General features: G+C 51.8%; 24 protein-coding genes. 10 read left to right on the plus strand and 14 right to left on the minus strand.

Annotated elements, in window-relative coordinates; genetic code table 11:
- Positions 1 to 184, plus strand: a 184-nt coding sequence (locus Q3970_RS01775) for a hypothetical protein (RefSeq protein WP_303098898.1), incomplete at its 5' end; no start/stop codon positions are given.
- 18 nt (positions 185 to 202) lie between these two features.
- On the opposite strand, the gene lpdA is transcribed toward Q3970_RS01775, so the two are convergent.
- The 10 genes from lpdA to sdhC all read right to left on the minus strand — a co-directional run bounded on the left by lpdA (position 203) and on the right by sdhC (position 11253).
- Positions 203 to 1633 (minus strand): dihydrolipoyl dehydrogenase, encoded by a 1431-nt coding sequence (gene lpdA / locus Q3970_RS01780; protein WP_303098899.1) that lies wholly within the window; start codon positions 1631 to 1633, stop codon positions 203 to 205.
- A gap of 153 nt (positions 1634 to 1786) precedes the next feature.
- A complete protein-coding gene (locus Q3970_RS01785; protein ID WP_303098900.1) occupies positions 1787 to 2056 on the minus strand; it encodes a hypothetical protein in 270 nt (89 codons plus the stop codon).
- Positions 2057 to 2137: 81 nt separating this feature from the next.
- Entirely contained in the window at positions 2138 to 3328 is a 1191-nt protein-coding gene (odhB, locus tag Q3970_RS01790; RefSeq protein WP_303098901.1) for a 2-oxoglutarate dehydrogenase complex dihydrolipoyllysine-residue succinyltransferase, read from the minus strand.
- A gap of 66 nt (positions 3329 to 3394) precedes the next feature.
- Complete coding sequence (locus Q3970_RS01795; RefSeq protein WP_303098902.1) at positions 3395 to 6229, minus strand: 2-oxoglutarate dehydrogenase E1 component; 2835 nt, start codon at positions 6227 to 6229, stop codon at positions 3395 to 3397.
- Positions 6230 to 6420: 191 nt separating this feature from the next.
- On the minus strand, positions 6421 to 7704 hold the full coding sequence (gene gltA / locus Q3970_RS01800; protein ID WP_303098903.1) for a citrate synthase: 1284 nt from the start codon (positions 7702 to 7704) through the stop codon (positions 6421 to 6423).
- A 92-nt stretch (positions 7705 to 7796) separates the two neighbouring features.
- Positions 7797 to 8045, minus strand: a complete 249-nt coding sequence (locus Q3970_RS01805) for a succinate dehydrogenase assembly factor 2 (RefSeq protein WP_303098904.1) — start codon at positions 8043 to 8045, stop codon at positions 7797 to 7799.
- A 1-nt stretch (position 8046) separates the two neighbouring features.
- A complete protein-coding gene (locus Q3970_RS01810; RefSeq protein ID WP_085364737.1) occupies positions 8047 to 8751 on the minus strand; it encodes a succinate dehydrogenase iron-sulfur subunit in 705 nt (234 codons plus the stop codon).
- A gap of 23 nt (positions 8752 to 8774) precedes the next feature.
- Entirely contained in the window at positions 8775 to 10538 is a 1764-nt protein-coding gene (gene sdhA / locus Q3970_RS01815) for a succinate dehydrogenase flavoprotein subunit (protein ID WP_303098905.1), read from the minus strand.
- Positions 10535 to 10882: a succinate dehydrogenase, hydrophobic membrane anchor protein gene (gene sdhD / locus Q3970_RS01820; RefSeq protein ID WP_303098906.1), complete on the minus strand. Its 348-nt coding sequence runs from the start codon at positions 10880 to 10882 to the stop codon at positions 10535 to 10537. Before sdhD ends, sdhA begins: the two co-directional genes overlap by 4 nt.
- Positions 10876 to 11253 carry a succinate dehydrogenase, cytochrome b556 subunit gene (gene sdhC / locus Q3970_RS01825; protein WP_303099011.1) on the minus strand — a complete coding sequence of 126 codons (378 nt, stop codon included), beginning with the start codon at positions 11251 to 11253 and terminating at the stop codon, positions 10876 to 10878. Before sdhC ends, sdhD begins: the two co-directional genes overlap by 7 nt.
- 557 nt (positions 11254 to 11810) lie before the next feature.
- Between sdhC and Q3970_RS01830 the strand changes: the two genes are divergently transcribed.
- Positions 11811 to 12791: a malate dehydrogenase gene (locus Q3970_RS01830; protein ID WP_303098907.1), complete on the plus strand. Its 981-nt coding sequence runs from the start codon at positions 11811 to 11813 to the stop codon at positions 12789 to 12791.
- Between the two features lie 254 nt (positions 12792 to 13045).
- Here Q3970_RS01830 and Q3970_RS01835 read toward each other — a convergent pair whose 3' ends face one another.
- Entirely contained in the window at positions 13046 to 13714 is a 669-nt protein-coding gene (locus Q3970_RS01835; RefSeq protein WP_303098908.1) for a cytochrome b/b6 domain-containing protein, read from the minus strand.
- 111 nt (positions 13715 to 13825) lie between these two features.
- Here Q3970_RS01835 and Q3970_RS01840 point away from each other — a divergent pair, with 111 nt between their 5' ends.
- The 3 genes from Q3970_RS01840 (at position 13826) to Q3970_RS01850 (ending at position 16483) form a co-directional block, all read left to right on the plus strand.
- On the plus strand, positions 13826 to 14731 hold the full coding sequence (locus tag Q3970_RS01840) for an NAD(P)H-hydrate dehydratase (protein WP_303098909.1): 906 nt from the start codon (positions 13826 to 13828) through the stop codon (positions 14729 to 14731).
- Positions 14732 to 14901: 170 nt separating this feature from the next.
- Positions 14902 to 15783 carry a cupin-like domain-containing protein gene (locus Q3970_RS01845; protein ID WP_303098910.1) on the plus strand — a complete coding sequence of 294 codons (882 nt, stop codon included), beginning with the start codon at positions 14902 to 14904 and terminating at the stop codon, positions 15781 to 15783.
- Positions 15784 to 15952: 169 nt separating this feature from the next.
- Positions 15953 to 16483: a C40 family peptidase gene (locus Q3970_RS01850; RefSeq protein WP_303098911.1), complete on the plus strand. Its 531-nt coding sequence runs from the start codon at positions 15953 to 15955 to the stop codon at positions 16481 to 16483.
- A gap of 78 nt (positions 16484 to 16561) precedes the next feature.
- Here the strand turns inward: Q3970_RS01850 and Q3970_RS01855 are convergent, their stop codons facing one another.
- Both Q3970_RS01855 and gtfA read right to left on the minus strand, forming a co-directional pair.
- Complete coding sequence (locus Q3970_RS01855; protein ID WP_303098912.1) at positions 16562 to 17608, minus strand: sulfate ABC transporter substrate-binding protein; 1047 nt, start codon at positions 17606 to 17608, stop codon at positions 16562 to 16564.
- Positions 17609 to 17810: 202 nt separating this feature from the next.
- Positions 17811 to 19259, minus strand: a complete 1449-nt coding sequence (gtfA, locus tag Q3970_RS01860) for a sucrose phosphorylase (RefSeq protein ID WP_303098913.1) — start codon at positions 19257 to 19259, stop codon at positions 17811 to 17813.
- 407 nt (positions 19260 to 19666) lie between these two features.
- On the opposite strand from gtfA, the gene Q3970_RS01865 reads away from it, so the two are divergent.
- The 5 genes from Q3970_RS01865 to Q3970_RS01885 all read left to right on the plus strand — a co-directional run bounded on the left by Q3970_RS01865 (position 19667) and on the right by Q3970_RS01885 (position 24619).
- Positions 19667 to 21046 (plus strand): MATE family efflux transporter, encoded by a 1380-nt coding sequence (locus Q3970_RS01865; RefSeq protein WP_303098914.1) that lies wholly within the window; start codon positions 19667 to 19669, stop codon positions 21044 to 21046.
- A complete protein-coding gene (murB, locus tag Q3970_RS01870) occupies positions 21046 to 22104 on the plus strand; it encodes a UDP-N-acetylmuramate dehydrogenase (protein ID WP_303098915.1) in 1059 nt (352 codons plus the stop codon). Before Q3970_RS01865 ends, murB begins: the two co-directional genes overlap by 1 nt.
- A 90-nt stretch (positions 22105 to 22194) precedes the next feature.
- The gene (locus tag Q3970_RS01875) at positions 22195 to 22875 is read left to right on the plus strand and encodes a TetR/AcrR family transcriptional regulator (RefSeq protein WP_303098916.1); all 681 of its coding nucleotides are present in this window, start codon (positions 22195 to 22197) and stop codon (positions 22873 to 22875) included.
- A 280-nt stretch (positions 22876 to 23155) separates the two neighbouring features.
- Entirely contained in the window at positions 23156 to 23632 is a 477-nt protein-coding gene (locus Q3970_RS01880) for a pyridoxamine 5'-phosphate oxidase family protein (RefSeq protein WP_303098917.1), read from the plus strand.
- 168 nt (positions 23633 to 23800) lie between these two features.
- A complete protein-coding gene (locus Q3970_RS01885) occupies positions 23801 to 24619 on the plus strand; it encodes a porin family protein (RefSeq protein WP_303098918.1) in 819 nt (272 codons plus the stop codon).
- Between the two features lie 80 nt (positions 24620 to 24699).
- Here the strand turns inward: Q3970_RS01885 and rnhA are convergent, their stop codons facing one another.
- Positions 24700 to 25158 (minus strand): ribonuclease HI, encoded by a 459-nt coding sequence (gene rnhA, locus Q3970_RS01890; RefSeq protein ID WP_303098919.1) that lies wholly within the window; start codon positions 25156 to 25158, stop codon positions 24700 to 24702.

Raw genomic sequence — 25158 nt, forward strand, 5'->3', positions numbered from 1 at the left:
GGGGAATTTAGAGGAGTTTTGGGATTTTTGCAAAGGTCTCAGGCCGTCTGAAAAAACGGTTTCAATAAAATCAAAAACCAGCCTTTCAGACGGCATGCTTATTCAACTAAACGCCGTTGCATTGAATACCGAGCGAAACGGGAACAGTCCCTTTATTTTTGTAATGGCCGGCCACATAACCTAAAAACAGCCGACCGTTACATCAACCGTGTAAAGCTCGCTTATCCACTGCCAAAGAAGCTTCATGCAACACCTCCGACAAAGTCGGATGGGCATGAACGATGCGGGCAATGTCTTCGCTGCTGGCTTTAAACTCCAGGCCGGTTACCCCCTCGGCAACCAACTCACTGACCATCGGGCCGATCATGTGCACACCGAGAATGCGGTCGGTTTTGGCATCAGCCAACACTTTCACCGTGCCTTTGGCCTTGCCCAAACCTAAAGCACGGCCGTTGGCGGCAAAACCCGAAGTGCCTTTTTTATAGTCCACTCCCTCTGCTTTCAACTGCTCTTCGGTTTTACCGACCCACGCGATTTCAGGGTCGGTGTAGATAACGAACGGAATGGTGTTGAAATCCAAATGCGGCCTCTGACCGGCAATGCGCTCAGCCACGGCCACACCTTCGTCGCTGGCTTTGTGTGCCAGCATCGGGCCGCGCACCACGTCGCCGATTGCCCAAACATTGGGCAGGTTGGTGCGGCATTCATCGTCCACTTTAATGAAGCCGCGCTCGTCTTTTTCCAACCCTACCGCCTCGGCATTCAAGCCCTCGGTGTTCGGAATACGGCCGATAGAAACAATCAGTTTGTCGAACGTTTCTTCTTTGGCCTGACCGCCGGTTTCGTAAGCAACGGTTACGCCTTTTTTGCTGTTTTTGATTTCATTCAACTTCACGCCCAGCTCGATAACCAAGCCCTGCTCTTTAGTGAAAATTTTAAATGCTTCTTTAGCGATTTGCTGGTCGGCTGCAGCCAAGAACGTGGGCATGGCTTCAAGAATCGTTACTTCGGAGCCTACGCGCTTCCAAACAGAACCCATTTCCAAACCGATTACGCCGGAACCGATTACACCCAGTTTTTTTGGCACTTCGGTCAGGTTCAACGCACCTTCGTTATCCAGTACATTAACGTTGTCGATATCAATCAAGGGTAAAGAGCGCGGCACGGAACCGGTGGCGATAATCACGTTTTTGGCTTCCACCACGTTTTTTTCGCCCTTGTTATCGACCTCAACCTGCCATAAATCGCCGTTACGGCCCTTCAACGAACCTTTACCAAACAAACTTTCCACTTTGTTTTTTTGAAACAGAAACTTAATGCCGCCGGTAAGTTTGGTAACAATGGCATCTTTGCGCTCAATCATTTTGGCTGCATCAAATTTTACATTGCCGACGGTGATGCCGTGTTCGGCAAAATCATGTTGTGCGGCATGGTAATGCTCCGAAGACTGCAACAGGGCTTTGGAGGGGATGCAGCCCACATTCAGGCAGGTGCCGCCCAAAGCCGGCGCATCGCCTGCCTTGTTTACGCCCGCATCGATACAGGCGGTTTTAAAACCAAGTTGGGCGGCTCGGATTGCGGCGATATAACCTCCGGGACCTGCGCCGATAACGACTACGTCAAACTGGGACATAATTGAATCCTTTTCTCTTTCTCTGTGTTGCTCCGCCTGAAAATATAAGAACTTTTCAGACGGCCTGATTATTGAAGAAATTTCTGAAAACCAAAAACAATAGTGCAAATCAGTTAAAAAACCGGATGCTTCTCAAAAATTGCGGAATGTTTTTTAAATCTCTTTCTTCAAACTGCACGAATAAGGTCTGAAATCCTTGGCGAGCTGCTTATTCCATTTGGTATGCACGCGGATAACGGATCTCGGATGTATTTTGCACAAAGTATCACGTGCCAGCGGCACACCTGCTTTATTGCTGCCCAATTGCACACGCTTGCTGAGCAAACGCCCTTGGCCGTCATAGGCCGATACTAAGTATTCTTCCTGATGTATTACCGCACAGGCGCTCAAAACCAATGCGGATAAAAGAAACAGATATTTCATCTTTCTTCATCTTAAATATTCAGCTGTAACGGTTTTCAGACGGCCTTCGCATTCGCCCGTCTGAAAACCGCGGATTTTAGATTACAGATCAAGCAACAAGCGTGCAGGATCTTCCAGCAAATCTTTGATGGTTACCAGAGTCAGCACGGCTTCACGGCCGTCGATGATGCGGTGGTCGTAAGAAAGCGCCAAATACATCATCGGACGCACCACTACTTGGCCGTTTTCTACCACGGCACGCTCTTTGGTAGCATGCATACCCAAAATGGCAGACTGCGGCGGATTGATGATGGGTGTGGACATCATCGAACCGAATGTACCGCCGTTGGTGATGCTGAACGTGCCGCCGGTTAAGTCTTCCAGCGCGATTTTGCCGTCTTTGGCTTTTGCAGCGTAATCGACAATGGCTTTTTCAATGTCGGCGATGCTCATTTGATCCGCATCACGCAAAATCGGCACAACCAAGCCGCGCGGGCTGCCGATGGCAATACCGATGTCGAAATACCCGTGGTAAACGATATCGTTGCCGTCTACGGAAGCATTGACGATTGGAAATTTTTTCAGTGCGGCCACTGCGGCTTTTACGAAAAACGACATAAAGCCCAACTTAACGCCGTGCTCTTTCTCAAATTTTTCTTTATATTTGTTGCGCAAATCCATTACCGGCTTCATATTAACTTCATTGAAAGTGGTAAGAATCGCGTTTTCCTGCTGGGAAGCCAGCAAACGCTCGGCCACGCGGGTACGCAGGCGGCTCATCGGCACGCGCTGTTCAGGACGCACACCGGCAGGCACCGGAGCGGCAGGTGCTGCCGCTGTGGTTTTGGGGGCAGTGGCATTCTGCACATCTTCTTTCAACACCCGGCCATTGCGCCCTGAACCTTGTATGCTGTCGATATCTACACCTTTTTCGGCAGCCAGTTTGGCAGCCGCAGGCATCGCTACACCGACTTGCATATTGGAAGCAGGAGCCTGTACGGCGGCGGGGGCAGCTTGCTCTGCTGCCGGCACAGAAGCATCGGCTTCGGCTTTGGCTTCGGTATCGATTTTGGCCAGCAGCTGCTCGGCCACAACGGTTTCGCCGTCTTGGGCAACAATTTCAACCAAAATACCCGCTTCCGGCGACGGTACTTCCAATACAACCTTATCGGTTTCGACATCAATCAGGATTTCGTCGCGTTTAACGTATTCCCCCACTTTTTTGTGCCAAGACATCAAGGTGCCTTCAGATACGCTTTCAGACAAAACGGGTACTTTTACTTCAACAATCATTTCATTCTCCGGTGGTGTGAAGCCGTCTGAATAATACAAATCGGTTTCAGACGGCCTTTAAATGGTTTAGCTTAAAGTCATTGCATCTTCAACCAGCTGTTTCAACTGGGCAACGTGTTTGCTCATATAACCGACTGCCGGTGATGCGCTGGCCGGGCGGCCTGCATAACCCAGTTTCTGCTGTTCGCCCAAGATTTTTTCGATACGGTGGCGTAATTGGTGGAAAGCACCTTGGTTACGCGGCTCTTCCTGAGCCCACACCACATCTTTGACGTTGGGGTATTTTGCCAGCTCTGCCTGAACCTCTTCATACGGAAACGGATACAGTTGCTCCACACGCACAATGGCAACATCACTTTCCAGCCCGCGCTCCGCACGGCCTGCCGCCAAATCGTAATAAACCTGGCCGGCACACAAAATAATGCGTTTCACGCTGCTGTTATCGGCGCGCTCAACCGTATCGCCGATAACCGGGCGGAAGGTCGAACCTTCGGTGAAGTTTTCCAGCGGGCTCATCGAATCTTTGAAACGCAACAAGCGTTTAGACAAGAAGATTACCAAAGGCTTGCGGTATGAACGTAGGGCTTGGCGGCGCAAAATATGGAACATCTGCGATGCTTCAGACGGCATCACAATCTGCATATTCTGCTCGGAACACAGTTGCAGCCAGCGTTCCAAACGTGCCGAAGAGTGCTCGGGGCCTTGGCCGTCATAACCGTGCGGCAAAATGGTGGTTAATCCGCACAAACGGCCCCATTTGGTTTCGCCTGAAGAAATAAACTGGTCGATAACCACTTGCGCGCCGTTGGCAAAGTCGCCGAACTGCGCTTCCCAAATGGTGAGTTTGTCGGGTGCAGAACAGGCATAACCGTATTCATAGGCCATTACGGCTTCTTCGTTTAGAATCGAATCAATTACCAAGAAACCTGCTTGGTTGTCACTCATATTACGCAAGGGAATGTAAGCTCCGTCGTCGCTCTTTTCCCGATTTTGATCGTGCAGTACTGCATGGCGGTGCGAGAATGTACCGCGTCCCGAATCTTCGCCGGAAATACGCACACCCGTACCGTTGGTTACCAGCGCCGCGTATGCAAGCGTTTCCGACATACCCCAGTCTATCGGCTGCTTTCCTGCCGCCATGGATTTACGTGCTTCTAATACGCGTTTTGCGGTGTTGTGCAAAGCAAAGCCTTCGGGAATTTCTGTAAATTTGTCTGTCAAGCGTTGGATATCCGCCTCTGACAAACCGCTCTCCACTTGCTCGCGCCAATCTTGGCCTTGGTATTTTGACCAATCTACACGGTGCTTGCTTTCATAGTCGGTGAGGCGTGTTTGCTCGACATGCTCGCCTTTGTCCAAAGCATCGCGATAGGCTTGGATAAAGCCTTCGGCCTCGTCCGCCTTAATCACGCCTTCAGCCAGCAGTTTGTCGGCATACAGTGCACGGGTGCCGGGATGCTTGGCAACCTTTTTATACATCATCGGCTGGGTCAGCGTGGGATCGTCGCCCTCGTTATGGCCGAGTTTGCGGTAACAAACCAAATCGATAACGACGTCTTTATTGAATTGCTTACGGTAATCCAAAGCTGCCTGAACTACAAAGCATACAGCCTCCGGATCGTCGCCGTTCACATGGAATACGGGAGCTTCCACCATTTTGGCGATATCGGTGCAATACACGGTAGAACGTACATCCCGGGTATCGGATGTAGTGAACCCGATTTGGTTGTTGATAACCAGATGAATGGTACCGCCGGTAGTATAGCCTCGCGTTTTGGAAAGGTTGAACGTTGCCTGGTTGACACCCAAACCGATAAAGGCGGAGTCACCGTGAATCAATACCGGCAATACTTGGTTTCGGCCATCTTCGCCGCGGCGGCGCTGTTTGGCCCGTGTAGACCCCTCTACTACCGGATTAACGATTTCGAGATGCGAAGGATTAAATGCCAGTGTAACGTGCACTGCACCGTAAGGTGTTGCAATATCCGAATTGAAACCCATATGGTATTTTACGTCACCACTGGGGAGCGTTGCTGCTGCACGGCCTTCAAACTCCGCAAACAAATCTCCGGGCTTTTTACCCAACGTATTCACCAATACATTCAGGCGGCCCCTGTGTGCCATACCGATAATCACTTCTTCAATACCGTCTTTTCCGGCATTCCGAATCAGATAGTTCAAACCCGCAATCGAGCTTTCCCCACCTTCTACCGAGAAACGTTTCTGACCGACATACTTGGTATGAAGATAACGCTCCAAAGTTTCTGCCGCAGTTAGTTGTTTGAGGATGTAACGTTTTTCATCGGCATTAAATTTAGGGGCAGATAAAGAACCTTCAAAATAATTGCGGATCCAACGTCGCTCTTCGGTATTGGCGATATACATATATTCAATACCGATATGGCCGCAATAAGTTTGTTTCAGTTTGCTGACAATATCAGACAAAGTCATTTTATCGCTGCCGGCAAAATCCCCCTCTCCCACGCTGAACTGTACCGCCATATCGGCAGCATCCAAACCATGGAACTCAGGCTTCAAGGCATCAATGTTTCTGGGAGGCATACGCCGGAGGGGATCAAGTTGAGCCGCGCCTACACCCTGAATGCGGTAAGCAGACATCATTCGTAGAACGCCGACTTGCTTTTTCAGCATGTTTTCATCCAGACCGCCCGAAATAGCTGCAGTTGCTCTGTTTTTGGCCAAATCGGCAAACGATTCCTGAATCGGACGGTGCGGAACGTCGCGCTCTGCCGCGCCCGGTTGTGCGGCAAGGTCTGTAAAATATTGTTTCCATTTATCATCCACAGAATTCGGATCATTCAGGAAATTCTCATACAGCTCTTCGATGTAAGGTGCATTCGAACCAAATAAATATGAAAAATTGAGCTTGTTTTCCATCATGGATTGCCCTTTGCCTATATAAATAAAGAGTAGAATTTCTTATTTTCAAAATAGCCGGTGGCCGTCTGAAAATATGCTTATTCTACTCTTTGCATTTTAAGTTTGCTAATGTTTTCTACGTTGATTTTCAAGTAATTTAATTACGGAGCATACCTCGAAAATCTAAACGGAATTTACGGTATATGCCGTTATCAACGCTTATCGACAGGCACGAAGTCACGACGCTCCGCTCCTGTGTACAGTTGACGCGGACGGCCGATTTTCTGATTCGGATCACTGATCATTTCATGCCAGTGCGATATCCAACCGACCGTGCGTGCCAATGCGAAAATAACGGTAAACATGGAAACCGGAATACCTAATGCAGACAATACGATACCTGAATAAAAGTCTACATTCGGATACAGTTTCCGCTCAACAAAATAAGGATCGTTCAGCGCGATTTGTTCCAATTCCATAGCCAGCTTGAATTGCGGATCATCTTCCAAACCAAGCTCTTTCAACACTTCATAACACGTTTCACGCATAATGCTCGCACGGGGATCCATGTTGCGGTAAACGCGGTGTCCGAAACCCATCAAGCGGTATTTGCGTTCTTTCACACCTTCCATAAAAGCCGCAACATTAGATACATCACCGATTTCATCAAGCATTTTCAGCACAGCTTCGTTCGCACCGCCGTGTGCAGGCCCCCACAAGCTGGCAATACCGGCAGCGATACATGCAAACGGATTGGCACCTGAAGAACCGGCCAAGCGTACGGTAGAAGTAGATGCGTTTTGCTCGTGATCTGCGTGCAAAATAAAAATACGGTCAAGCGCACGAACTAATACCGGATTCGGCGTATAGCTCTCACACGGAGTAGCAAACATCATGTGCATAAAGTTTGCCGTGTAAGAAAGATCGTTGCGCGGATAATTGAACGGCAGCCCGTTTGAATAACGGTAACACATGGCTGCGATGGTCGGAATTTTTGAAATCAGGCGGTAAATGGCAATTTTGCGGTGCTCGGGATCTGAAATTTCCAAGCTGTCTTGATAAAATGCTGATAAAGCACCTACCACACCTACCATCATCGCCATCGGGTGGGCATCACGACGGAAACCGCGGAAAAACCATGTCAGCTGTTCATGCACCATAGTATGATGCATAACAGTATCTTCAAACTTAGCTTTCTGTTCTGCTGTCGGCAGTTCTCCGTAAATCAGCAGATAACAGGTTTCCAGATAATCGCTGCTTTCAGCCAACTGTTCGATCGGATAACCGCGGTAATAGAGCTGGCCTTTATCACCATCAATAAATGTGATTTTCGATTCGCAACTGGCTGTAGATACAAAACCGGGATCAAACGTAAACATGCCAGTACCTTTGGTAAAGGTACGGATATCGACCACATCAGGGCCCAAAGTACCTTCCAGCACAGGCAACTCCAGTGTATCTCTACCTTCAGCCTGCAATTTTACTGTTTTAGACATCTCTTGCTCCTTGTGTTTTTCTGTTGGAATCAGACTCGGCGCATTGAATTTACGCAACCCGGTCCTGCTATTTTCAGACGGCCCGATAACGCTCAGGCTCCCCTGATTTTTTCCAGAAGAGGAAGAAAACGGACATCGGCTGTTTCTTCTTTTTGGTTAACCAGAGCCAAAAACTCTTGGTCGGGTAATTCCAAAATATCCACAAATACCGCCAATTCCTCATCATTAAGGCTCTGGAACTCTTTATCCATGAACCGCCCTAGCACAATATCAAGCTCAAGCAGCCCACGACGGGTTTGATAACGGATTCTGCGTTTTGCAGCTTCGTCGAAAACAGGCATATCAAACTGCTCGCTTCAACATGATTTCTTTAATCTTACCGATAGCCCTAGTCGGGTTCAAGTGTTTCGGACAAACATCAACACAGTTCATGATTGTATGGCAACGGAACAAGCGGTAAGGATCGTTCAAATTATCCAAACGTTCGTTGGTAATCGTATCGCGGCTGTCCGCAATGAAGCGGTAGGCATTCAGCAAGCCTGACGGCCCTACAAATTTATCAGGGTTCCACCAGAAAGACGGACATGCCGTCGAACAGCAAGCACACAAAATACACTCATATAAACCATCCAGTTCTTTACGCTCTTCCTGAGTTTGCAGGCGTTCGCGATCAGGAGCCGGAGTATCATTGACTACATACGGCTTAATAGAATGGTATTGTTTGAAAAACTGTGTCATATCAACGATTAAATCGCGGATTACCGGCAAGCCTGGCAACGGACGGAGCTTTATCGGCTGTTTCAAACTACGGATATCTGTTAAACAGGCCAAACCGTTCTTACCGTTGATATTCATGCCGTCTGAACCGCAAATACCTTCGCGGCAAGAACGGCGGAACGACAAACTGTCATCCATTGCTTTCAGCTTCACGAGAGCATCCAGCAGTTTTACATCGGTAGGTTCGATTTCAAGCTCGTAATCTTTCATATACGGCTTGGCATCTACATCAGGATTGTAACGGTACACCTGAAAACGTACTTTTTCCATGTGCTGTGTTCCTTATATTCTTTTTAGTAAACGCGCTTGGCCGGTTCGATATAGTCAACGGTTAATGGTTTGGTGTGAACCGGTTTGTAGGCCAAGCTGTTGTCTGCCGTGTAAAACAGAGAGTGTTTCATCCAGTTCTCGTCATCACGCTCTGGGTGGTCGTCCGAAGCGTGGGCGCCGCGCGACTCCTTGCGGGCTTCGGCAGCAACCAAAGTGGCTTTGGCCACTTCGATAAGATTATCCAGTTCCAAAGCTTCGATACGCGCCGTATTCCAAACCTGGCTCTTGTCTTTGATTTCGGTGTTTTTTACGCGTTCGGCAATTTTCAAAACTTTTTCAACGCCTTCTTTCAAGATGGCATCAGTTCTGAATACACCGGCGTGCAGTTGGACAGTACGTTGCAACTCGTTGCGCAAAGCATCCACATTTTCACCGCCGGTTTGATTGTTCAGACGATCCAAACGCTGCTTGGTCAATTGCCCCGCATCGGCAGGCAATTCTTTCCAGCCGTTTTGCTGATTGATATATTCAATCATACTGTCGCCGGCAGACTTGCCGAATACCACCAAATCCAGTAACGAGTTGGTGCCCAAGCGGTTGGCACCGTGAACCGATGCACAGGCACACTCCCCTGCTGCATACAGGCCGTTTACTACTGTTTCAAGATTACCGTTTTTAGGTACGACTACTTCACCCAAATAGTTAGTGGGAATACCGCCCATCATGTAGTGTGTCGTCGGCACGACGGGAATCGGATCCTTGATGGGATCGATGCCGGCAAACTGAATAGAAATCTCACGGATACCCGGCAATTTCTCCATGATTTTCTCTGCACCGATATGGTCGATTTTCAATAGTACGTGGTCTTTATTTTTTCCGCAGCCGCGGCCTTCATAAATTTCCATAGCCATCGCACGCGAAACCACATCGCGTGAAGCCAGGTCTTTTACAGTCGGCGCATAACGTTCCATAAAGCGCTCGCCGTCTGCATTCAGCAGAATGCCGCCCTCACCGCGCACGCCCTCGGTAATCAGCACGCCCGCTCCGGCTACGCCTGTGGGGTGAAATTGCCAAAATTCCATATCTTCCAACGGAATACCTGCGCGCGCGCAAATACCCAAACCGTCGCCGGTATTCATAAAGGCATTTGTTGAAGAAGCATAGATGCGCCCGGCCCCGCCGGTGGCAAACAACACGGCTTTCGCATGGAAAATATAAACGTCGCCGCTTTCCATTTCCATCGCGGTTACACCAACCACATCGCCGTTATCGTCGCGAATCAAATCCAGCGCGGTCCATTCCACAAAGAATTGGGTATTGGCACGCACGTTTTGCTGATAGAGCGTATGCAGCATAGCATGGCCTGTACGGTCTGCCACGGCGCAGGCACGCTCTACCGCGCGCTTACCGTGTTCGGCGGTATGGCCGCCGAAAGGACGCTGATAGATTTTGCCGCTTTCCACACGGTCAAACGGCATACCCATATGTTCCAATTCGATAACGGCTTCGGGAGCACGGCGGCACATAAATTCAATGGCATCTTGATCGCCCAGCCAATCGGAGCCTTTTACGGTGTCGTACATATGCCAGTCCCAGCGGTCTTCCTGCACATTACCCAAAGAAGCCGAGATACCGCCTTGCGCAGCAACCGTATGCGAACGTGTGGGAAACACTTTAGACAAAACGGCGGTATTCAAGCCAGATTTGGACAATTGCAGTGCAGCGCGCAAACCGGCGCCCCCTCCACCGACAATAACAGCATCAAATTTGCGAACAGGAAAACTCATACGATACCCCAAATTACTTTAACCGAATAAACCAAGCAACCAACCAGCCACACGATGGTCGCAACCTGCAAAAACAGACGCAGGCCGAAAGACTTAATATAGTCCATCCACAAATCGCGGATACCTACCCAAGCATGCAGAAACAATGCAACAAAAGTAACTTGGGTAAACACCTTCACCCATGTTTGTGCAAAAAATGCCTGCCACGACTCATAATCACCGGGCAATGCCGACAAGAAGATAATGAATGCAACGGTATAAATCAGCATAATAACAGCCGTAGCACGCTGCATTGCCCAATCGCGCAAGCCGTAATGGGCACCGGCCAGTTTGCGGTCTACCATAACCATGCTCCTATTACCACAGTTAATACCAAAGCTGCCGCGAAAACTGCTTTTGCAGTCGCACGGGCGGTTTGAAGTTCCAAACCTTTATGCGCATCCAAAAGCAAAAAGCGGATACCGGCCAAAGAGTGGTGCAGATATGCCCACAACAAGCCGATCAGAATCAGTTTGACCAAAGGGTTCGACACCACGGAGCGGTAGGTTTCAAATGCGGCCTCGCGGCTCAAAGTACCGGCCAAAAAATACAACAGCAAAGGCAGGCTCACAAAAAGAATGACCCCGCTGATGCGGTGCAGAATGGAAACAATCCCGGGTATCGGCAACCTGATATTGGGGATTTCTAGGAATACAGGGCGCTGCTTCGTCTGCATTTCAATATCCTCTTTCACAGAACTCTCAAAAACTCAAAACCCAGCAGCCCTCAGCTTTTTGCTGAAACCGGCTACATGAAACTACGATACAGCGTAATTTACATGGTTTACCCCCTGTTGGCTAGCCCCGCAAGATAGTTTTTTAATAAAATTTAACAGCCTGTTTTAAGAAATATCTGTTTTAAAGGGACTTAAACAGAGAAAATTTCATTCCTTTCTGTTTTTACCCGTATCCAATCTTTTGTAATGGCTGATAATCAGGCATTAAAATGGCAATTGTGCCGCCTGTCGGCAAAATAGTTTCATACGATTACAAAATCCTGTTGCCCCCTTAGATAATTTTGGTATGATACCGCCTGAACCGGATAACGGAATACATGTGCCCTTAAAGAACCGAGCAACTGCCTGTATCTCAGCCGTAAATGATTTTTCCGTATATCCGCCAACTGCGTTTTGGTGTTCAATTATTTCAGGCTGACCACTAAATGAAGGCCGTCTGAAAACCGGCTGCCAAACGCCGTTTTCACCACCCACAGATCACCTAGGAGAATTTTGGTATGAAATCACCCGTTCGTGTTGCAGTAACCGGCGCCGCCGGCCAAATCGGTTATGCTTTACTGTTCCGCATCGCCAGCGGCGAAATGCTGGGTAAAGACCAGCCCGTTATTCTGCAGCTGCTGGATTTGCCACAGGCTCAAAATGCCGTAAAGGGCGTTATGATGGAGCTTCAGGACTGTGCGTTTCCGCTCTTGGCCGGTATGTTCACTACCGATGACCCCGAGGTTGCATTTAAAGATGCCCAAGTTGCCATTCTGGTTGGTTCGCGCCCCCGCAGCAAAGGTATGGAACGTGCCGATTTGCTGTTGGCCAATGCCGAAATCTTTACCAAGCAAGGCGCTGCTTTGAATAAAGTGGCCGACCGCAACGTCAAAGTATTGGTTGTGGGCAATCCGGCCAATACCAATGCCTATATCGCTATGAAATCGGCTCCCGATCTTCCTGCCAAAAATTTTACCGCCATGCTGCGCCTCGACCACAACCGCGCCTTGAGCCAAATCGCAGAAAAAACCGGCAAACCGGTTTCGGCCATTGAAAAATTGTGCGTATGGGGCAATCATTCGCCCACCATGTATGCCGATTACCGTTTCGCCACCATCAACGGCGACAGCGTTAAGGATATGATTAACGACCAAGCTTGGAATGCCGATGTATTTCTGCCTACCGTAGGCAAGCGCGGCGCGGCCATTATTGAAGCACGCGGCCTCTCTTCCGCCGCCTCCGCCGCCAATGCCGCTATCGACCACATCCGCGACTGGGTATTGGGCACCAACGGCAAGTGGGTAACCATGGGTATTCCGTCTGACGGCTCTTACGGTATTCCCGAAGGCACCATGTTCGGCTTCCCCGTAACTTGCGAAAACGGCGAATACAAATTGGTTGAAGGTTTGGAAATCGACGATTTCAGCCGCGAACGCATCAACATCACCCTGAAAGAATTGGAAGAAGAAAAGGCCGGCGTTGCCCATCTGCTGTCTTAATCCTTTCCGGTTCAGTTTCTTCTTTCTATCCGACGACAAGCCGCCTGAACTTTTACGGGCGGCTTTTTTACAAAACACAATATGTTAAAACTTTACTCAATGTGCAAACTGAAAACCGGGTCAGAGCCTTGTAAAATAAACAGTGAATCAGCACATAATAGATCCCGCTCAAATTTTCCTGAAAATACCGGGCCGTCTGAAAAACAACTTTTCAGACGGCCCTTTGATAGTGTCCGGCTCTTAATCGGACTTCATCACCCCGCTGGACCGGCAAACAGAACACACGCCACAACGGCGGCGGCAACGGCCAAAGCCGCCGCCAGTTTGCCGCCGCCGGCAAACGACAGCACAGGCAGTTTGCCCTCGATTGATTTGTAACCGGTGATCATGGGTTTAATCAGATCATGCTTTTTCAGAAATTTATAAATGAAAATCGTGGCAACGTGTATGCCGATTAACACCAGCAGCGCATTGAAAAAGGTAACGTGCACGGTGCGGAACGTGCCGCCCAAATCATCGCCTGCCAAACCGTTCAGATAACCGCTGTTGGTGAAGGTGTTTTCATCGTTGGCAAACAGGCCCGTCGTTACCTGAAACAGCAGCGCCGACAGCAGCGCCAACACCATCAATGCGCCCAACGGGTTGTGGCCGGGCTGTTCGTTTTCGCTGATTTCACCTTTGAGATAGCGCACAATCTGCCCCGGCCCGCGCACGAAGTTGGCGAAGCGCGAGGTGTCGCTGCCCCACAAACCCCAGCAGATGCGGAACACAATCAGCCCCAATATCAGCAGCCCCACGCGCAAATGCCATATCAAAAGGTTGCCGCCCGTTTCGGCGCTATACCACATAAAGGTAACTGCCGACACCAACGTCCAATGAAAAAGCCGCGTGGGCAAATCCCAAACTTTCAGTTTCTGCTTCATAATCCGCTTTCGTTCTTATATCATGGTTCGTGCCGTTTTCAGACGGCTCCGCGCTTCGCACAGGCCGTCTGAAAACTTTTTGCGATTGTAATAGATTTACGCACAGGAATCATGATGTTTTCCAGCCCTTACCAAAGTAAACACTTCGCCGCCCAGTTGGAAACAGCCGCCCTCTTCCCGCAGCTTTTCGTGCCGCGCACGGCCGAGAGCCATAAAGGCACGCACGGCACGCTGGCGGTTATCGGCGGCGCGGCGGGCATGAGCGGCGCCGTGATTCTGGCCGCCGTGGCCGCCATTTATAACGGCTGCGGCAAAGTGTGGGCGGGTTTCAACCAAAGCGCCCTGCCGCTGCCCGTTATTCCCGAGCGCCCCGAAATCATGCTTGCCACTGCGCCCGAGCTGCAAAAACGCGGCGACATCAGCGCCTGGGTGATCGGCTGCGGTTTGGATGTGTGTGCAAACGCCCTTGCCGTGCTGCACACCCGGCTACAGCTTGCCGACGGCAGCCCGCTGCTGCTTGATGCCGACGCCCTCACCCTGCTGGCCCGCCACCCCGAAGTAGCCGCCCGGGCAGGCAAACGCGGCAATCTGATTCTCACGCCCCACCCCGCCGAAGCCGCCCGCCTGCTCGGCACCGCCACCGCCGAAGTGCAGGCAGACCGCGAACACGCCGCCGCCCGCATCAGCCGCCTGTTTAACGCTTACACCGTGCTCAAAGGCCGCCACACGTTGGTGTGCGCCCCAAACGGCAGCCTGCTTCACACCAACCGCAGCGGCAACCCCGGCTTGGCGGCTGCCGGCAGCGGCGATGTGTTGAGCGGCATCATCGGCAGCCTGCTGGCGCAAGGCATTGTGCCTGAACAAGCCGTTTGCGGGGGCGTGTGGCTGCATGGTGCCGCCGCCGATGTGTTGAAAGATTCCGAAACCGGCGAAACCGGCATGCTTTCCGGCGAACTCGCCCCCGCCGCCCGCTGGCTGCGCAACCGCATCACCGGAGCCTTACACCCCAACGGCTGAAGCCGCATGATGCTCAGGCCGTCTGAAAATATTTTTCAGACGGCCTCACAACCTTTAATCTTGATTTTTAGGCAAAAGCAACGGTTTTTTACCGTGCCGGCAGTTTGCGCTGCCGCAAAATTTTAATAAAATCGCGGTTTTGATATTTTCAGGCAACCGAAAACAACAACATGGGCTTCAAACTCACCCCTATCGACGTGGCCGACAACATCAGCCGCGAAGAATTCCGAGAAAAATACCTCAAACCGCGCCGCCCGCTTGTGATCAGAAACATGAGCAAAAGCTGGCCGGCTTATGAAAAATGGTCGCTCGACTACATGAAAGAAGCCGTCGGCGACATCACCGTGCCGCTTTACGACAGCAGCAAAGCCGACCCCGCCGCACCGATTAACGCCGCCAGTGCCGAAATGAAGTTCGGCGACTATATCGACTTAATCAAACGCGAGCCTACCGACCTGCGCATTTTCCTGTTCGACCCCATCAAACACGCCCCCTCCCTGCTCAACGATTATGTGTCCCCTAAAGACCTGATGGGCGGCTTTCTCGACAAATACCCAACCATGTTTTTCGGCGGCATAGGTTCCGAAACCTTTCTGCACTACGATATCGACATGGCGCATATCTTCCACACCCATTTCGGCCGCAAACACATTATTTTGTTCGACTACAAATGGAAAGAGCGGCTCTACCAAATCCCGTTCGCCACCTACGCGCTCGAAGACTACAGCGTAGAAGCCCCAGACACCGCCCGCTTCCCCGCACTCGAAGGTGTGGAAGGCATAGAATGCTACCTCGAATACGGCGACACCTTATTCATGCCCACCGGCTGGTGGCACTGGATGAAATACCTCGACGGCTCATTTTCCCTCTCCCTGCGCGCATGGGACGAAAGCTGGGCGGTCAAAGCCCGCAGCGTGTGGAACCTCACCGTGCAGCGCAAATTCGACAACTTCATGAAAGCGCGCTACCGCCAACGCTATATGGGCTGGAAAGAGCAACTCGCCGTCAAACGCGCCGACAAAGCCCTAACAAAAGGACTGCCGCGCCGCTGACAACATCGCAGCAGGCGCAATGCAATATCAGGCCGTCTGAAAACCCCGCCGGCAACTTTTCAGACGGCCTGCCGTTTATTAATTACTTATTGCACAGAAAAACATTTCCACACAAACCCAAACGCGCCGGCAGACACTAAATCAAGTTACCACAGGCTAAGGAGCCTCCATGCCCGATATCCGCCCCATCCTGCGCGCCGCCGCACTCGCCGCCGCCGCTTTCGCCCTCGCCTCGTGCGGCAGTACCTCTTCGCCGCGCAGCAAACCCAAAACCCACGCCGCCAAAAGCGTGCAGCCCGTGCGCATCAAACACATCAGCCAACAGGAAGGCGGCCGCGAGCTGATTCTGCAAAGCATGGATTTGGTCGGCACCCCCTACCGCTGGGGCGGTACCACCGAAAACGGCTTCGATTGCAGCGGTATGATCCAATACCTCTACAAAAACGCCCTCAACGTCAACATCCCCCGTACCTCGCGCCAAATGGCCGAAGCCAGCAGAAAAATCAGCCCGAAAAAGCTCAAAAGCGGCGACTTGGTGTTTTTCAACACCTCCGGCCGCGGCATCTCCCATGTGGGACTGTATATCGGCAACGGCGAATTCATCCACGCCCCGCGCTCGGGCAGTACCGTTCGCACCGAGCGGCTCGACAAACCTTATTACGCCCAACGCTTTGTAAAAGCCGGCACGTTTTTCGATTAAGCACGGCAGTAAAAAGCAGGCCGTCTGAAACGTTTCAGACGGCCTGCTTTATTTTCTAGGTTACGGTAAAAAATTCTGTTATTTCTTTACTGACAACTGGTCAACCACGCCGCCGTCGGCAAAGTATTTCTTCATAATTTCCTCCCACGGGCCGAATACATCGTTGGGTTTGAAGGTTTCGACGGCGGGAAAATCGGCCTTATACTTTTCAAGAACCGCCGCATTGCGCGGGCGCAGGTAGAATTTGGCGGCCAATTCCTGCGCCGGTTCGCTCCACAAATAGTTCAGGTATTCGGCAGCCGCCGCTTCGGTGCCTTTTTTCTCCGCCACGCTGTCCGCCACGGCCACGGGGCTTTCCGACAGAATGGTGTAGCTCGGATACACGATTTCAAACTGGCCGGGCGCCAGCACGCGGCTCACGTGGTTGGCTTCGTTTTCAAAGGTAATCAGCACATCGCCGATGTTGCGCTGGGTGAACGTGGTGGTGGCCGCTCGGCCGCCGTTTTCAAACACGGGGGCGTTTTTCAGCAGCTTGGCGGTAAACTCTTTGGCTTTGGCTTCGTCGCCGTTATTGGCTTTGAGCGCGTAACCGAACGCGCCAAGAAAGGCATAGCGGCCGTTGCCGCTGGTTTTCGGGTTGGCAATCACGATTTGCAGGTTGTCTTTGGCCAAATCCGCCCAATCGCGAACCTGTTTGGGGTTGCCTTTGCGCACGAGGAATACGGTGGTGCTGGTGAACGGCACGGCATTATCGGGCAGGCGGCTGCGCCAGTCGGCCTTCACCAGCCCTTTTTTCTCCAACAGCTCGATGTCGGATGTTTGGTTCATGGTAACCACATCGGCCTGTAAGCCGTTGGCTACTGCCAGCGCCTGTTTGCTCGAGCCGCCGTGCGACTGCTGCACGCTGATTTCGGCGCCCGGGTGTTTGGCTTGATATTCTTTGATAAACAGAGGGTTGTATTCTTTATAAAAATCGCGTGCCACATCGTAAGACACGTTCAGAAGCTTGATGCCGTTGCCGGGGGCGGGTGCGGCAGATTTATCTTCGACCTTCGGCGAACAAGCCGACAGGGCCAGGGCGGTGCCGAACAGGGCGGCGAAAGAAAACAGGCGGGTTGCGGTCATAACGGTTCCTTAGCGGGAATATTAACGGTGCTACTTTATACAGGCCGTCTGAAAAAAGGAAAGAATGCTTGGTTTTATGTTTGTTGTATTTGGTTATATAGCCGAGACCTCGGCAAAACTACCTTAAGGCCGTCTGAAAGCCCGAACGCCGCAATTTCTGCGGAGCTTGGGTTTTCAGACGGCCTTAAGGCTGCCGTATTGCTTACAGCGTGATTTCTTTACTCTCGCCGTTCACGGTTTCGGTGATGGTGAAGGTTTTACCGCCGGTGTCGGCAACCAGCTTAGCCGATACGCCTGCGGCGGCATTGTTCCACACGATTTCCAGCTCTTTTTCGCCCAACGCTTTCACAGAGAACTCGCCGTCGAAGGCTTTGGAAGTGTTACGGAATTTCAGCAGGTTGAAAAGCTGCTGCACCACGGGGCGTTTCACGGTTTCGTCGATTTCGGCCAAGGAATAGTAGTGGCGGTTGATGTTGCGGCCTTCTTTGGTTTTTTCCAAAAGCTCGATGTCGTTTTCGCCGGCGAGCAGGCCCACATAATAGATTTGCGGGATACCGGGGGCAAAGCATTGCAGCACGCGTGCCAGCATATAGGCTTGGTCGTTGTTGCCCAAAGCCGAATAGTAGGTGCAGTTGATTTGGTAGATGTCCAAATTATTGTATTCGGCGCTGGAATATTTTTTCTTCACGTTGGCGCCTTGTGCGTAGAGGGCTTCGCGGGTGGCTTCGCACTCTTCGTCGGTCATCAGGTCTTTCACGTCCACCACGCCGATGCCGTCGTGGGTGTCGAGGGTAGTGAACTGTTTGCGCGGGCAGATTTCCATCCAATGCACGAGGCGGTCGACGCGGCCGCTGAACAGGGTGTGCAGCACCAGCATGGGCAATGCGAAATCGTAAACGTAATAATCGTGATCGGCGATTTTGAGCTGGATGGTGTAGTGCTCGTGGATTTCGGGCAGCACGGTAACGTTGTGCGCGTCGAGCACGTCGGTGCATTCTTTCAGGGTTTCCCAGATTTCCGGCTCCACGAAGAAGCAGTTGGTGCCGATTTTTTTGTTGGCATAGGCGAATGCGTCGAGGCGGATAATCGCCGCACCCTGTTTGCTCAGAAATTCAAGGTTGTCTTTGATGAATTTTTTGGTAACGGGGTGGGTAACGTCCAAATCGACCTGCTGCTCGTCGAAGGTGCACCACACTTTTTCGCTGGTGCCGTCGGCAAACTCGGCCATACGGTAAGGCGCGCGGGGTTTGCGTTTGTAAATCAGGTCCACCTGCTCTTCGGTAGGCTCGCCATTAGGCCAGAATTCTTTATAGCGGATAAACAGATTGCGCCATTCGGAACCGTCTTTCTTCTGTTGGAAGTCTTGGAAATAAGGCGATTGGGCAGAAATATGGTTCACCATAAAATCGAACATCAGGTAGTAGTCTTCCGCCAGTGCGTTCACGTCTTCCCAGCCGCCGAATGCAGGGTCTACTTTGGTGTAGTCCATCGGTGCGAAACCGCGGTCGCCGGAAGACGGGAAAAACGGCAGGATATGCACGCCGCCGATCACGCCCTTCATGTGTTTTTCCAACACGTTTTTCAAATCTTTCAGATTGTTACCCAGGCTGTCGGCATAGGTAATCAACATGGCTTCGTTTTTCACTTGCATGATTTTCTTCCTGTAGTCAAATATCGTTGGGTTGCGCTGTTTCCGCATCACGCCCTTTCGGCATGACACCGATGTCAGTTTTGCGGAACATCATATCAAACTCCCGCCATAAATCAATTAATTTATTGTAATGAAAGTGTTATCCTGCAAGACTAATTGACATAAAACAAATTCAAGCTACATCTGCACAGCGCATCATAGGTTTGCATGTAATTTCATTCCCGATACGGCACAGGCCGTCTGAAATAATATTTCAGACGGCCTGACGCTTGCAAATCCGCCCGAACGGGGCTTTTTTTGTTACACTACGCGCCGCATTTTCAAACGGCCGCTCCGGTTTGGCAAAGGCCGTCTGAAAACGCGATGATTCTTAAGATTCCCGGCTCCACCTGCACACAACCGTATCCATGCTTCTTGATTTAAACCGCTATTCTTTCCCCGTTTTCAACAAAGAAATCAAAAAACTCTCCCTGCTGGCCCTACCCATGCTGCTGGCTCAGGTGGCTCAGGTGGGCATCGGTTTCGTCGACACGGTGATGGCCGGTGGTGCGGGCAAAGATGATTTGGCGGCGGTGGCGCTGGGCAGCAGCGCGTTTGCCACCGTGTATATCACCTTTTTGGGGGTGATGACGGCGCTCAACCCGATGATCGCCCATCTGTTCGGCGCAGGCAAAACCGCAGAAGTGGGCGAAACGGGGCGGCAGGGCCTCTGGTTCGGCATCATGCTGGGGCTTATCGGTATGCTGCTGCTGTGGGCGGCGGTGCCGCTGTTCCAGTATTTTCTAAACCTGAGCGGCAAGGTGGAGCGGATGATGGGGCATTATCTGCTGTTTGCAGGTTTGGCCATGCCCGCCGCGATGGTGCACCGCGCCCTGCACGCTTATGCTTCCAGCCTCAACCGCCCGCGTGCGATTATGGTGGTGAGTTTTTTGGCGTTTCTGCTGAATATTCCGCTCAATTATATGTTTGTGTTCGGTAAATTCGGTATGCCGGCACTGGGCGGCGCGGGCTGCGGTTTGGCCACGGCAGCCGTGTTTTGGTTCAACGCGGCGGTGTTGTGGCTTTATGTGGCCAAACAGCCTTATTTCCGCCGCTTCGGTTTAACCGCCCGCTTCAGCCGCCCCGATGCCGGCGCTTTCGGCAGAATTTGGAAGCTGGGCGCGCCCATCGGTTTGTCGTTTTTTCTCGAGGCAAGCCTGTTTTCGTTTATCGTGTTTCTGATCGCCCCGTTGGGCGAAGACTATATCGCCGCGCAACAGGTGGTGATCAGCCTCACCGGCGTGATTTATATGATTCCGCAAAGCGTTGGCGCAGCGGGCACGGTGCGGGTGGGTTATTCGCTCGGCCGCGGCGAATATGCGCGGGCGCGTTATATTTCGGGCGTATCGCTGGTGTTGGGTTTAGTGTTGGCCGTGCTGACCGCCTTGCTGCTGGTGCTGCTGCGCCGCCCGCTGGCGGGTATGTATACCGATGACGCCGCCGTGTTGGGCATTGCTGCCGCCGTGCTGCTGTTTGCGGCGGTGTTCCAGCTTGCCGACAGTACCCAATGCGTGGCTTCTTATGCGCTGCGCGGCTATAAAATGACCAAAGTGCCCATGCTGATACACGCGCTGGCGTTTTGGGGTTTCGGCCTGCTGCCCGGCTATGCGCTTGCCTACGGCTTGGATATGGGCATTTATGGTTTCTGGACGGCACTGGTGCTGTCGCTTTCGGTGGCGGCGGTGCTGCTGGTTTGGTATTTGGAATGGTGCAGCCGCAGGGAAGCGGCACGTAAAAGGATGTTGTGATGCAAGTAATGCACGATGTGGACTTAACCCCGCTCAACACGTTCGGCCTCAAAGCCCGCGCGCGTGATTTTGCGGTGCTGGAACATGAAAACGACCTGCACGAAATTGTGAAACTGCCCGCATTCGAGCGAAAAAGCGTGCTGTGGCTGGGCGGCGGCAGCAATATTCTGCTGATGCGTGATTATCAAGGTTTGGTAGTTCATGTAAAAAATAAGGGAATCCGCGAACTTTTCCGTTCAGACGGCATCGTTTATATAGAAGCGCAGGCGGGCGAAGTGTGGCACGACTTTGTGCTGCACACGCTTGAGGAAGGCTTGAGCGGGCTGGAAAACCTGAGCCTGATTCCCGGCAGTGTAGGTGCATCGCCCGTGCAGAACATCGGCGCCTACGGCGTGGAAGTGAAAGACGTGATACACAGCGTGCGCTGCTTCGATTTAGACACCCGCACGTTTGTTACGCTCAATAATGCCGACTGCCGTTTTTCCTACCGTGAAAGCCTGTTCAAACAGGCTGGCAAAGGGCGGTATGTGATTACCGCCGTGGTGTTCGCCCTAAGCGGAACCTTCCGCCCCAACATACGCTACGGCGACCTGGCCGCAGTGGTGGAACAAGCCTGCGCGGGGCGTAAAATCACGGCGAAAGACGTATCCGACGCCGTGTGTTTTATCCGCTCGGGCAAACTGCCCGACCCCGCAACGCTCGGCAACGTTGGCAGCTTTTTCAAAAACCCCGTGGTAGATGCACAAACGGCGCAGAAAATGCTGGCGCAGTACCCCGCCATGCCGCACTATCCGCAGGCCGACGGTTCGGTCAAACTGGCCGCAGGCTGGCTGATCGACCGCTGCAACCTCAAAGGATTCCAAATCGGCGGCGCGGCCGTTCACGAAAAACAGGCGCTGGTGTTGGTAAACAAACAACAGGCAGAGGCGCAAGATGTTTACGCATTGGCACAGCACGTCTGCCGCACCGTGCAGCAAACCTTCGGCGTGGCTTTGCACACAGAACCCACCTGGCTGCCGGCAGATTTTCATGAACAAACCCCGCCACAGGCCGTCTGAAAAACAAGAAGTTTTAGAGTATAAATACTTTTTATTGATATAATCACTGCCGATAGAATTAATAAAACCGCCGTAATAAGGAGTTTTCTCATGGCGAAAGACAGCAAACAAAACACATATCAGCGCATTATCGAATCCGCGCTCGTCCTCTTCAACGAAGAAGGCGAGCGCAACATCAGCACCAACCACATCGCCGCCCACCTGAGCATCAGCCCCGGCAACCTCTACTACCACTTCCGCAACAAAGACGAAATCATCGTGCAGCTTTTCAAACGCTACAGCGACGATTTGCTCGGCTACCTGCAAAACGCCGAGCTGCCCGCAGGCGTTTGCGAAGCCGTGGGATATATGTCGGGCATTTACGACGTGATGTGGCGCTACCGCTTCCTCTTCAGCGACGTCAACACCCTGCTCGCCCGCAGCGCCGAGCTTTTGGGCGAACACAACAACTTCACCCAGGCCAAAGTGTCGCCGCTCTTGGTAAACCTGCTCACCCGCCTCAACGGCCTCAACATCATCAAGGCTGACGAAACCGCCATGAACGATCTGGCGGTGAATATGTGGATAGTAACCAAATACTGGTTCGACTTCGACGGCTCCATCCGCGGCCGCGCCAAACTGAGCGAAGATTCCAAAGTGCGCGGCATCGGCCGCACCCTCAGCCTGCTGCGCCCCTACCTGCTGGAACAATATGTGGCTGAGTTCGACCAAACCATCAAAAACCTCACCCCCGAATCGGAATGCGTGCAGCAAAACGCGCCGGCACATTAAATAACAAGGCCGTTTGAGAAAGATTCTTAACTTATCCAAGCATTGGGACAGTTTAGTTTTTTTCCAGACGGCCCCTGCTTTTTCGGCGGACAACAGCTATTTTACCCATTTAGCTTTTTATTCAATTTTTTTTGGTATATTTTTAAAATTAATTTAATTTTAAAACAAATAGTTATTAAATTATTTTTTAATAGTAACAATTATCATTTGCAAAATTTTATATTTTGCGTATAATGCATTCCAACGGTTAGGCAAACAACAGCAGCGAAAGGAGAACGAAATGCCCGAAAGCATTTTTAAACAGGTTTCTCTGGATATTCTGAGGCTGCACCAAAAAGCCGTACGCACACTTTTGGCCACCGGTTGTAGCGGCAGCCCCGAAATCCACGATGCGGTGTTTGTTACTCTGAACGGCAGATATTATGTCTGGCTTTCCGAAAGCCCGCAAAACGAACCGGAAACCGGCATCCTGCTGATTGAAGCCGAAGATGCCCCCACCCGTCTGAGCTGGGTTGCCGGAGCCCGCAAGCTTAAGAAACAAGACAGTTTGTACCGTCGTGCCGCAGCCGCCCTGCAGCGCCGTATCAGCCCCACACGGGCAAAATCCTGCCAAACAGGATGCCCCTGCCTGTTGGAGCTTACCCCGCAGCAAGGCCGTCTGACAGTCGGCGACAATAGAGATTTTACGCTTTCGCCTTCCGATTTGATGAAGGCTCTATATCCGGCAAAACAGACAATAAAAGCATTTGCCCCGTAACAGTTTTGGTAGTGGTTTGTGTTCCTTTTACGCCCCCTCGCGGGGCGGTTTTTTTTGCCCGGGCGGTGCAGAAATTTTTTAACGGATATCAGCCCTAAACGCTTGCTATGTAGTAGAATAAAACATTATATTCCGATTTCATATCAAACTTTCATGGAAAACATCACAATGAAGAAAAAAGTTGCTGTTGCTTTGGCTGCTGTTTTGTCGGCAGGTTCGGTTTCTGCCTCACAAGCCAAACGCCCTGTCGAATTTACCGTCGGCAGCGGGTATTACCGCGAAACCTACCGCGAATACACAAACGGTACCGACCGGCTGATGCAGGAGCGCGGCAACCTTTGGTCGCTTGAAGGCGGCATCAAATATCCGTTTAACGACCGTCATGCGGCCAAAATCGAAGGCCGCTATTCTCACGGCAAATCCGACTACACCGGCCAATATATGGAAGATTCGTATTATGGCGAAGCGGTGGTGAAAAGTATTCCCCGCCGCGCTTACGATATCAGGGCTTCTTATGAACACACGCACCCCTTAAACGAGAAACTGGATTTGGTACTCGAAACCGGCTTGGGGCACCGCATCCTGAAAGACTTGGGCAGCCGCGCAAACCAATATAACTACGATAGAAAAAACCAAATCCTCTACGCCCGTGCAGGCGCAGGTTTGAATATCAAACTGCCCGGCTCTTTCGAAATCAGCCCCAAAGCAGCCTATAACCATATGCTTCACGGCCGCCAATACAGCTACCACAGCAGCTACCCCGGCAAGTTCAAGCAAAGCGGCGGCAGGGGCATAGAAGTGGAAGTACCGGTGTCCAAACGCTTCTCCAATGATTCCAAACTCAGCTTCGGCCCGTTCTACCGCGGCTGGAAAGTGCCGGATTCCGAGCGCATTTATTCGGTTGACAGCGACGGCCGGCTGTGGAGTGTGCGCGAACCCAAAAATTACACTCACGAAGCCGGCATGAAACTGCAATACAGCTTCTAAGCCGCTTGCAAACCGGGGCTTTCAGACGGCCTGTATAAATAAGCCGTCTGAAAACCCCGGTTTTTTTTGCCCACGCCGTATCAAGCGCCGTTGCCGGCACCCTTTGCAAACTGCGCCGCACCGCGGTTGGCCAGCCCGTCGGCGCGCTCGTTTTCCGCATGGCCCGCATGGCCTTTCACCCATGCCCATGTAACGTCGTGCAGATGAACCAAACGGTCGAGTTCGCGCCACAAATCTTCGTTTTTCACCGGCTGCTTGGCGGCGGTTTTCCAGCCGTTTTTCTTCCAACCGTGTATCCAGCTTTCCATACCGTTTTTCACATATTGCGAATCGGTGCAGATTTCCACGCTGCTGCGGCGTTTCAAAGCCTTCAATCCTTCGATAACGGCCGTCAGCTCCATGCGGTTGTTGGTGGTTTCGGCCTCGCCGCCGAACAGCTCTTTTTCGTGCGTGCCGTAACGCAGCAGCACACCCCAGCCGCCCGCGCCAGGGTTGCCTTTGCAGGCGCCGTCGGTGTAGAGGTAAACGGTTTTGTCCAT

This window comes from Neisseria sp. (assembly GCF_030530745.1).
Lineage (GTDB): Bacteria > Pseudomonadota > Gammaproteobacteria > Burkholderiales > Neisseriaceae > Neisseria.

Bases quoted from the DNA above. Each gene is read 5' to 3' on its own strand.
- lpdA (WP_303098899.1), bottom strand. From the start codon at position 1,633: ATGTCCCAGTTTGACGTAGTCGTTATCGGCGCAGGTCCCGGAGGTTAT.
- Q3970_RS01785 (WP_303098900.1), bottom strand. From the start codon at position 2,056: ATGAAATATCTGTTTCTTTTATCCGCATTGGTTTTGAGCGCCTGTGCG.
- odhB (WP_303098901.1), bottom strand. From the start codon at position 3,328: ATGATTGTTGAAGTAAAAGTACCCGTTTTGTCTGAAAGCGTATCTGAA.
- Q3970_RS01795 (WP_303098902.1), bottom strand. From the start codon at position 6,229: ATGATGGAAAACAAGCTCAATTTTTCATATTTATTTGGTTCGAATGCA.
- gltA (WP_303098903.1), bottom strand. From the start codon at position 7,704: ATGTCTAAAACAGTAAAATTGCAGGCTGAAGGTAGAGATACACTGGAG.
- Q3970_RS01805 (WP_303098904.1), bottom strand. From the start codon at position 8,045: ATGCCTGTTTTCGACGAAGCTGCAAAACGCAGAATCCGTTATCAAACC.
- Q3970_RS01810 (WP_085364737.1), bottom strand. From the start codon at position 8,751: ATGGAAAAAGTACGTTTTCAGGTGTACCGTTACAATCCTGATGTAGAT.
- sdhA (WP_303098905.1), bottom strand. From the start codon at position 10,538: ATGAGTTTTCCTGTTCGCAAATTTGATGCTGTTATTGTCGGTGGAGGG.
- sdhD (WP_303098906.1), bottom strand. From the start codon at position 10,882: ATGGTAGACCGCAAACTGGCCGGTGCCCATTACGGCTTGCGCGATTGG.
- sdhC (WP_303099011.1), bottom strand. From the start codon at position 11,253: ATGCAGACGAAGCAGCGCCCTGTATTCCTAGAAATCCCCAATATCAGG.
- Q3970_RS01830 (WP_303098907.1), top strand. From the start codon at position 11,811: ATGAAATCACCCGTTCGTGTTGCAGTAACCGGCGCCGCCGGCCAAATC.
- Q3970_RS01835 (WP_303098908.1), bottom strand. From the start codon at position 13,714: ATGAAGCAGAAACTGAAAGTTTGGGATTTGCCCACGCGGCTTTTTCAT.
- Q3970_RS01840 (WP_303098909.1), top strand. From the start codon at position 13,826: ATGATGTTTTCCAGCCCTTACCAAAGTAAACACTTCGCCGCCCAGTTG.
- Q3970_RS01845 (WP_303098910.1), top strand. From the start codon at position 14,902: ATGGGCTTCAAACTCACCCCTATCGACGTGGCCGACAACATCAGCCGC.
- Q3970_RS01850 (WP_303098911.1), top strand. From the start codon at position 15,953: ATGCCCGATATCCGCCCCATCCTGCGCGCCGCCGCACTCGCCGCCGCC.
- Q3970_RS01855 (WP_303098912.1), bottom strand. From the start codon at position 17,608: ATGACCGCAACCCGCCTGTTTTCTTTCGCCGCCCTGTTCGGCACCGCC.
- gtfA (WP_303098913.1), bottom strand. From the start codon at position 19,259: ATGCAAGTGAAAAACGAAGCCATGTTGATTACCTATGCCGACAGCCTG.
- Q3970_RS01865 (WP_303098914.1), top strand. From the start codon at position 19,667: ATGCTTCTTGATTTAAACCGCTATTCTTTCCCCGTTTTCAACAAAGAA.
- murB (WP_303098915.1), top strand. From the start codon at position 21,046: ATGCAAGTAATGCACGATGTGGACTTAACCCCGCTCAACACGTTCGGC.
- Q3970_RS01875 (WP_303098916.1), top strand. From the start codon at position 22,195: ATGGCGAAAGACAGCAAACAAAACACATATCAGCGCATTATCGAATCC.
- Q3970_RS01880 (WP_303098917.1), top strand. From the start codon at position 23,156: ATGCCCGAAAGCATTTTTAAACAGGTTTCTCTGGATATTCTGAGGCTG.
- Q3970_RS01885 (WP_303098918.1), top strand. From the start codon at position 23,801: ATGAAGAAAAAAGTTGCTGTTGCTTTGGCTGCTGTTTTGTCGGCAGGT.
- rnhA (WP_303098919.1), bottom strand. From the start codon at position 25,158: ATGGACAAAACCGTTTACCTCTACACCGACGGCGCCTGCAAAGGCAAC.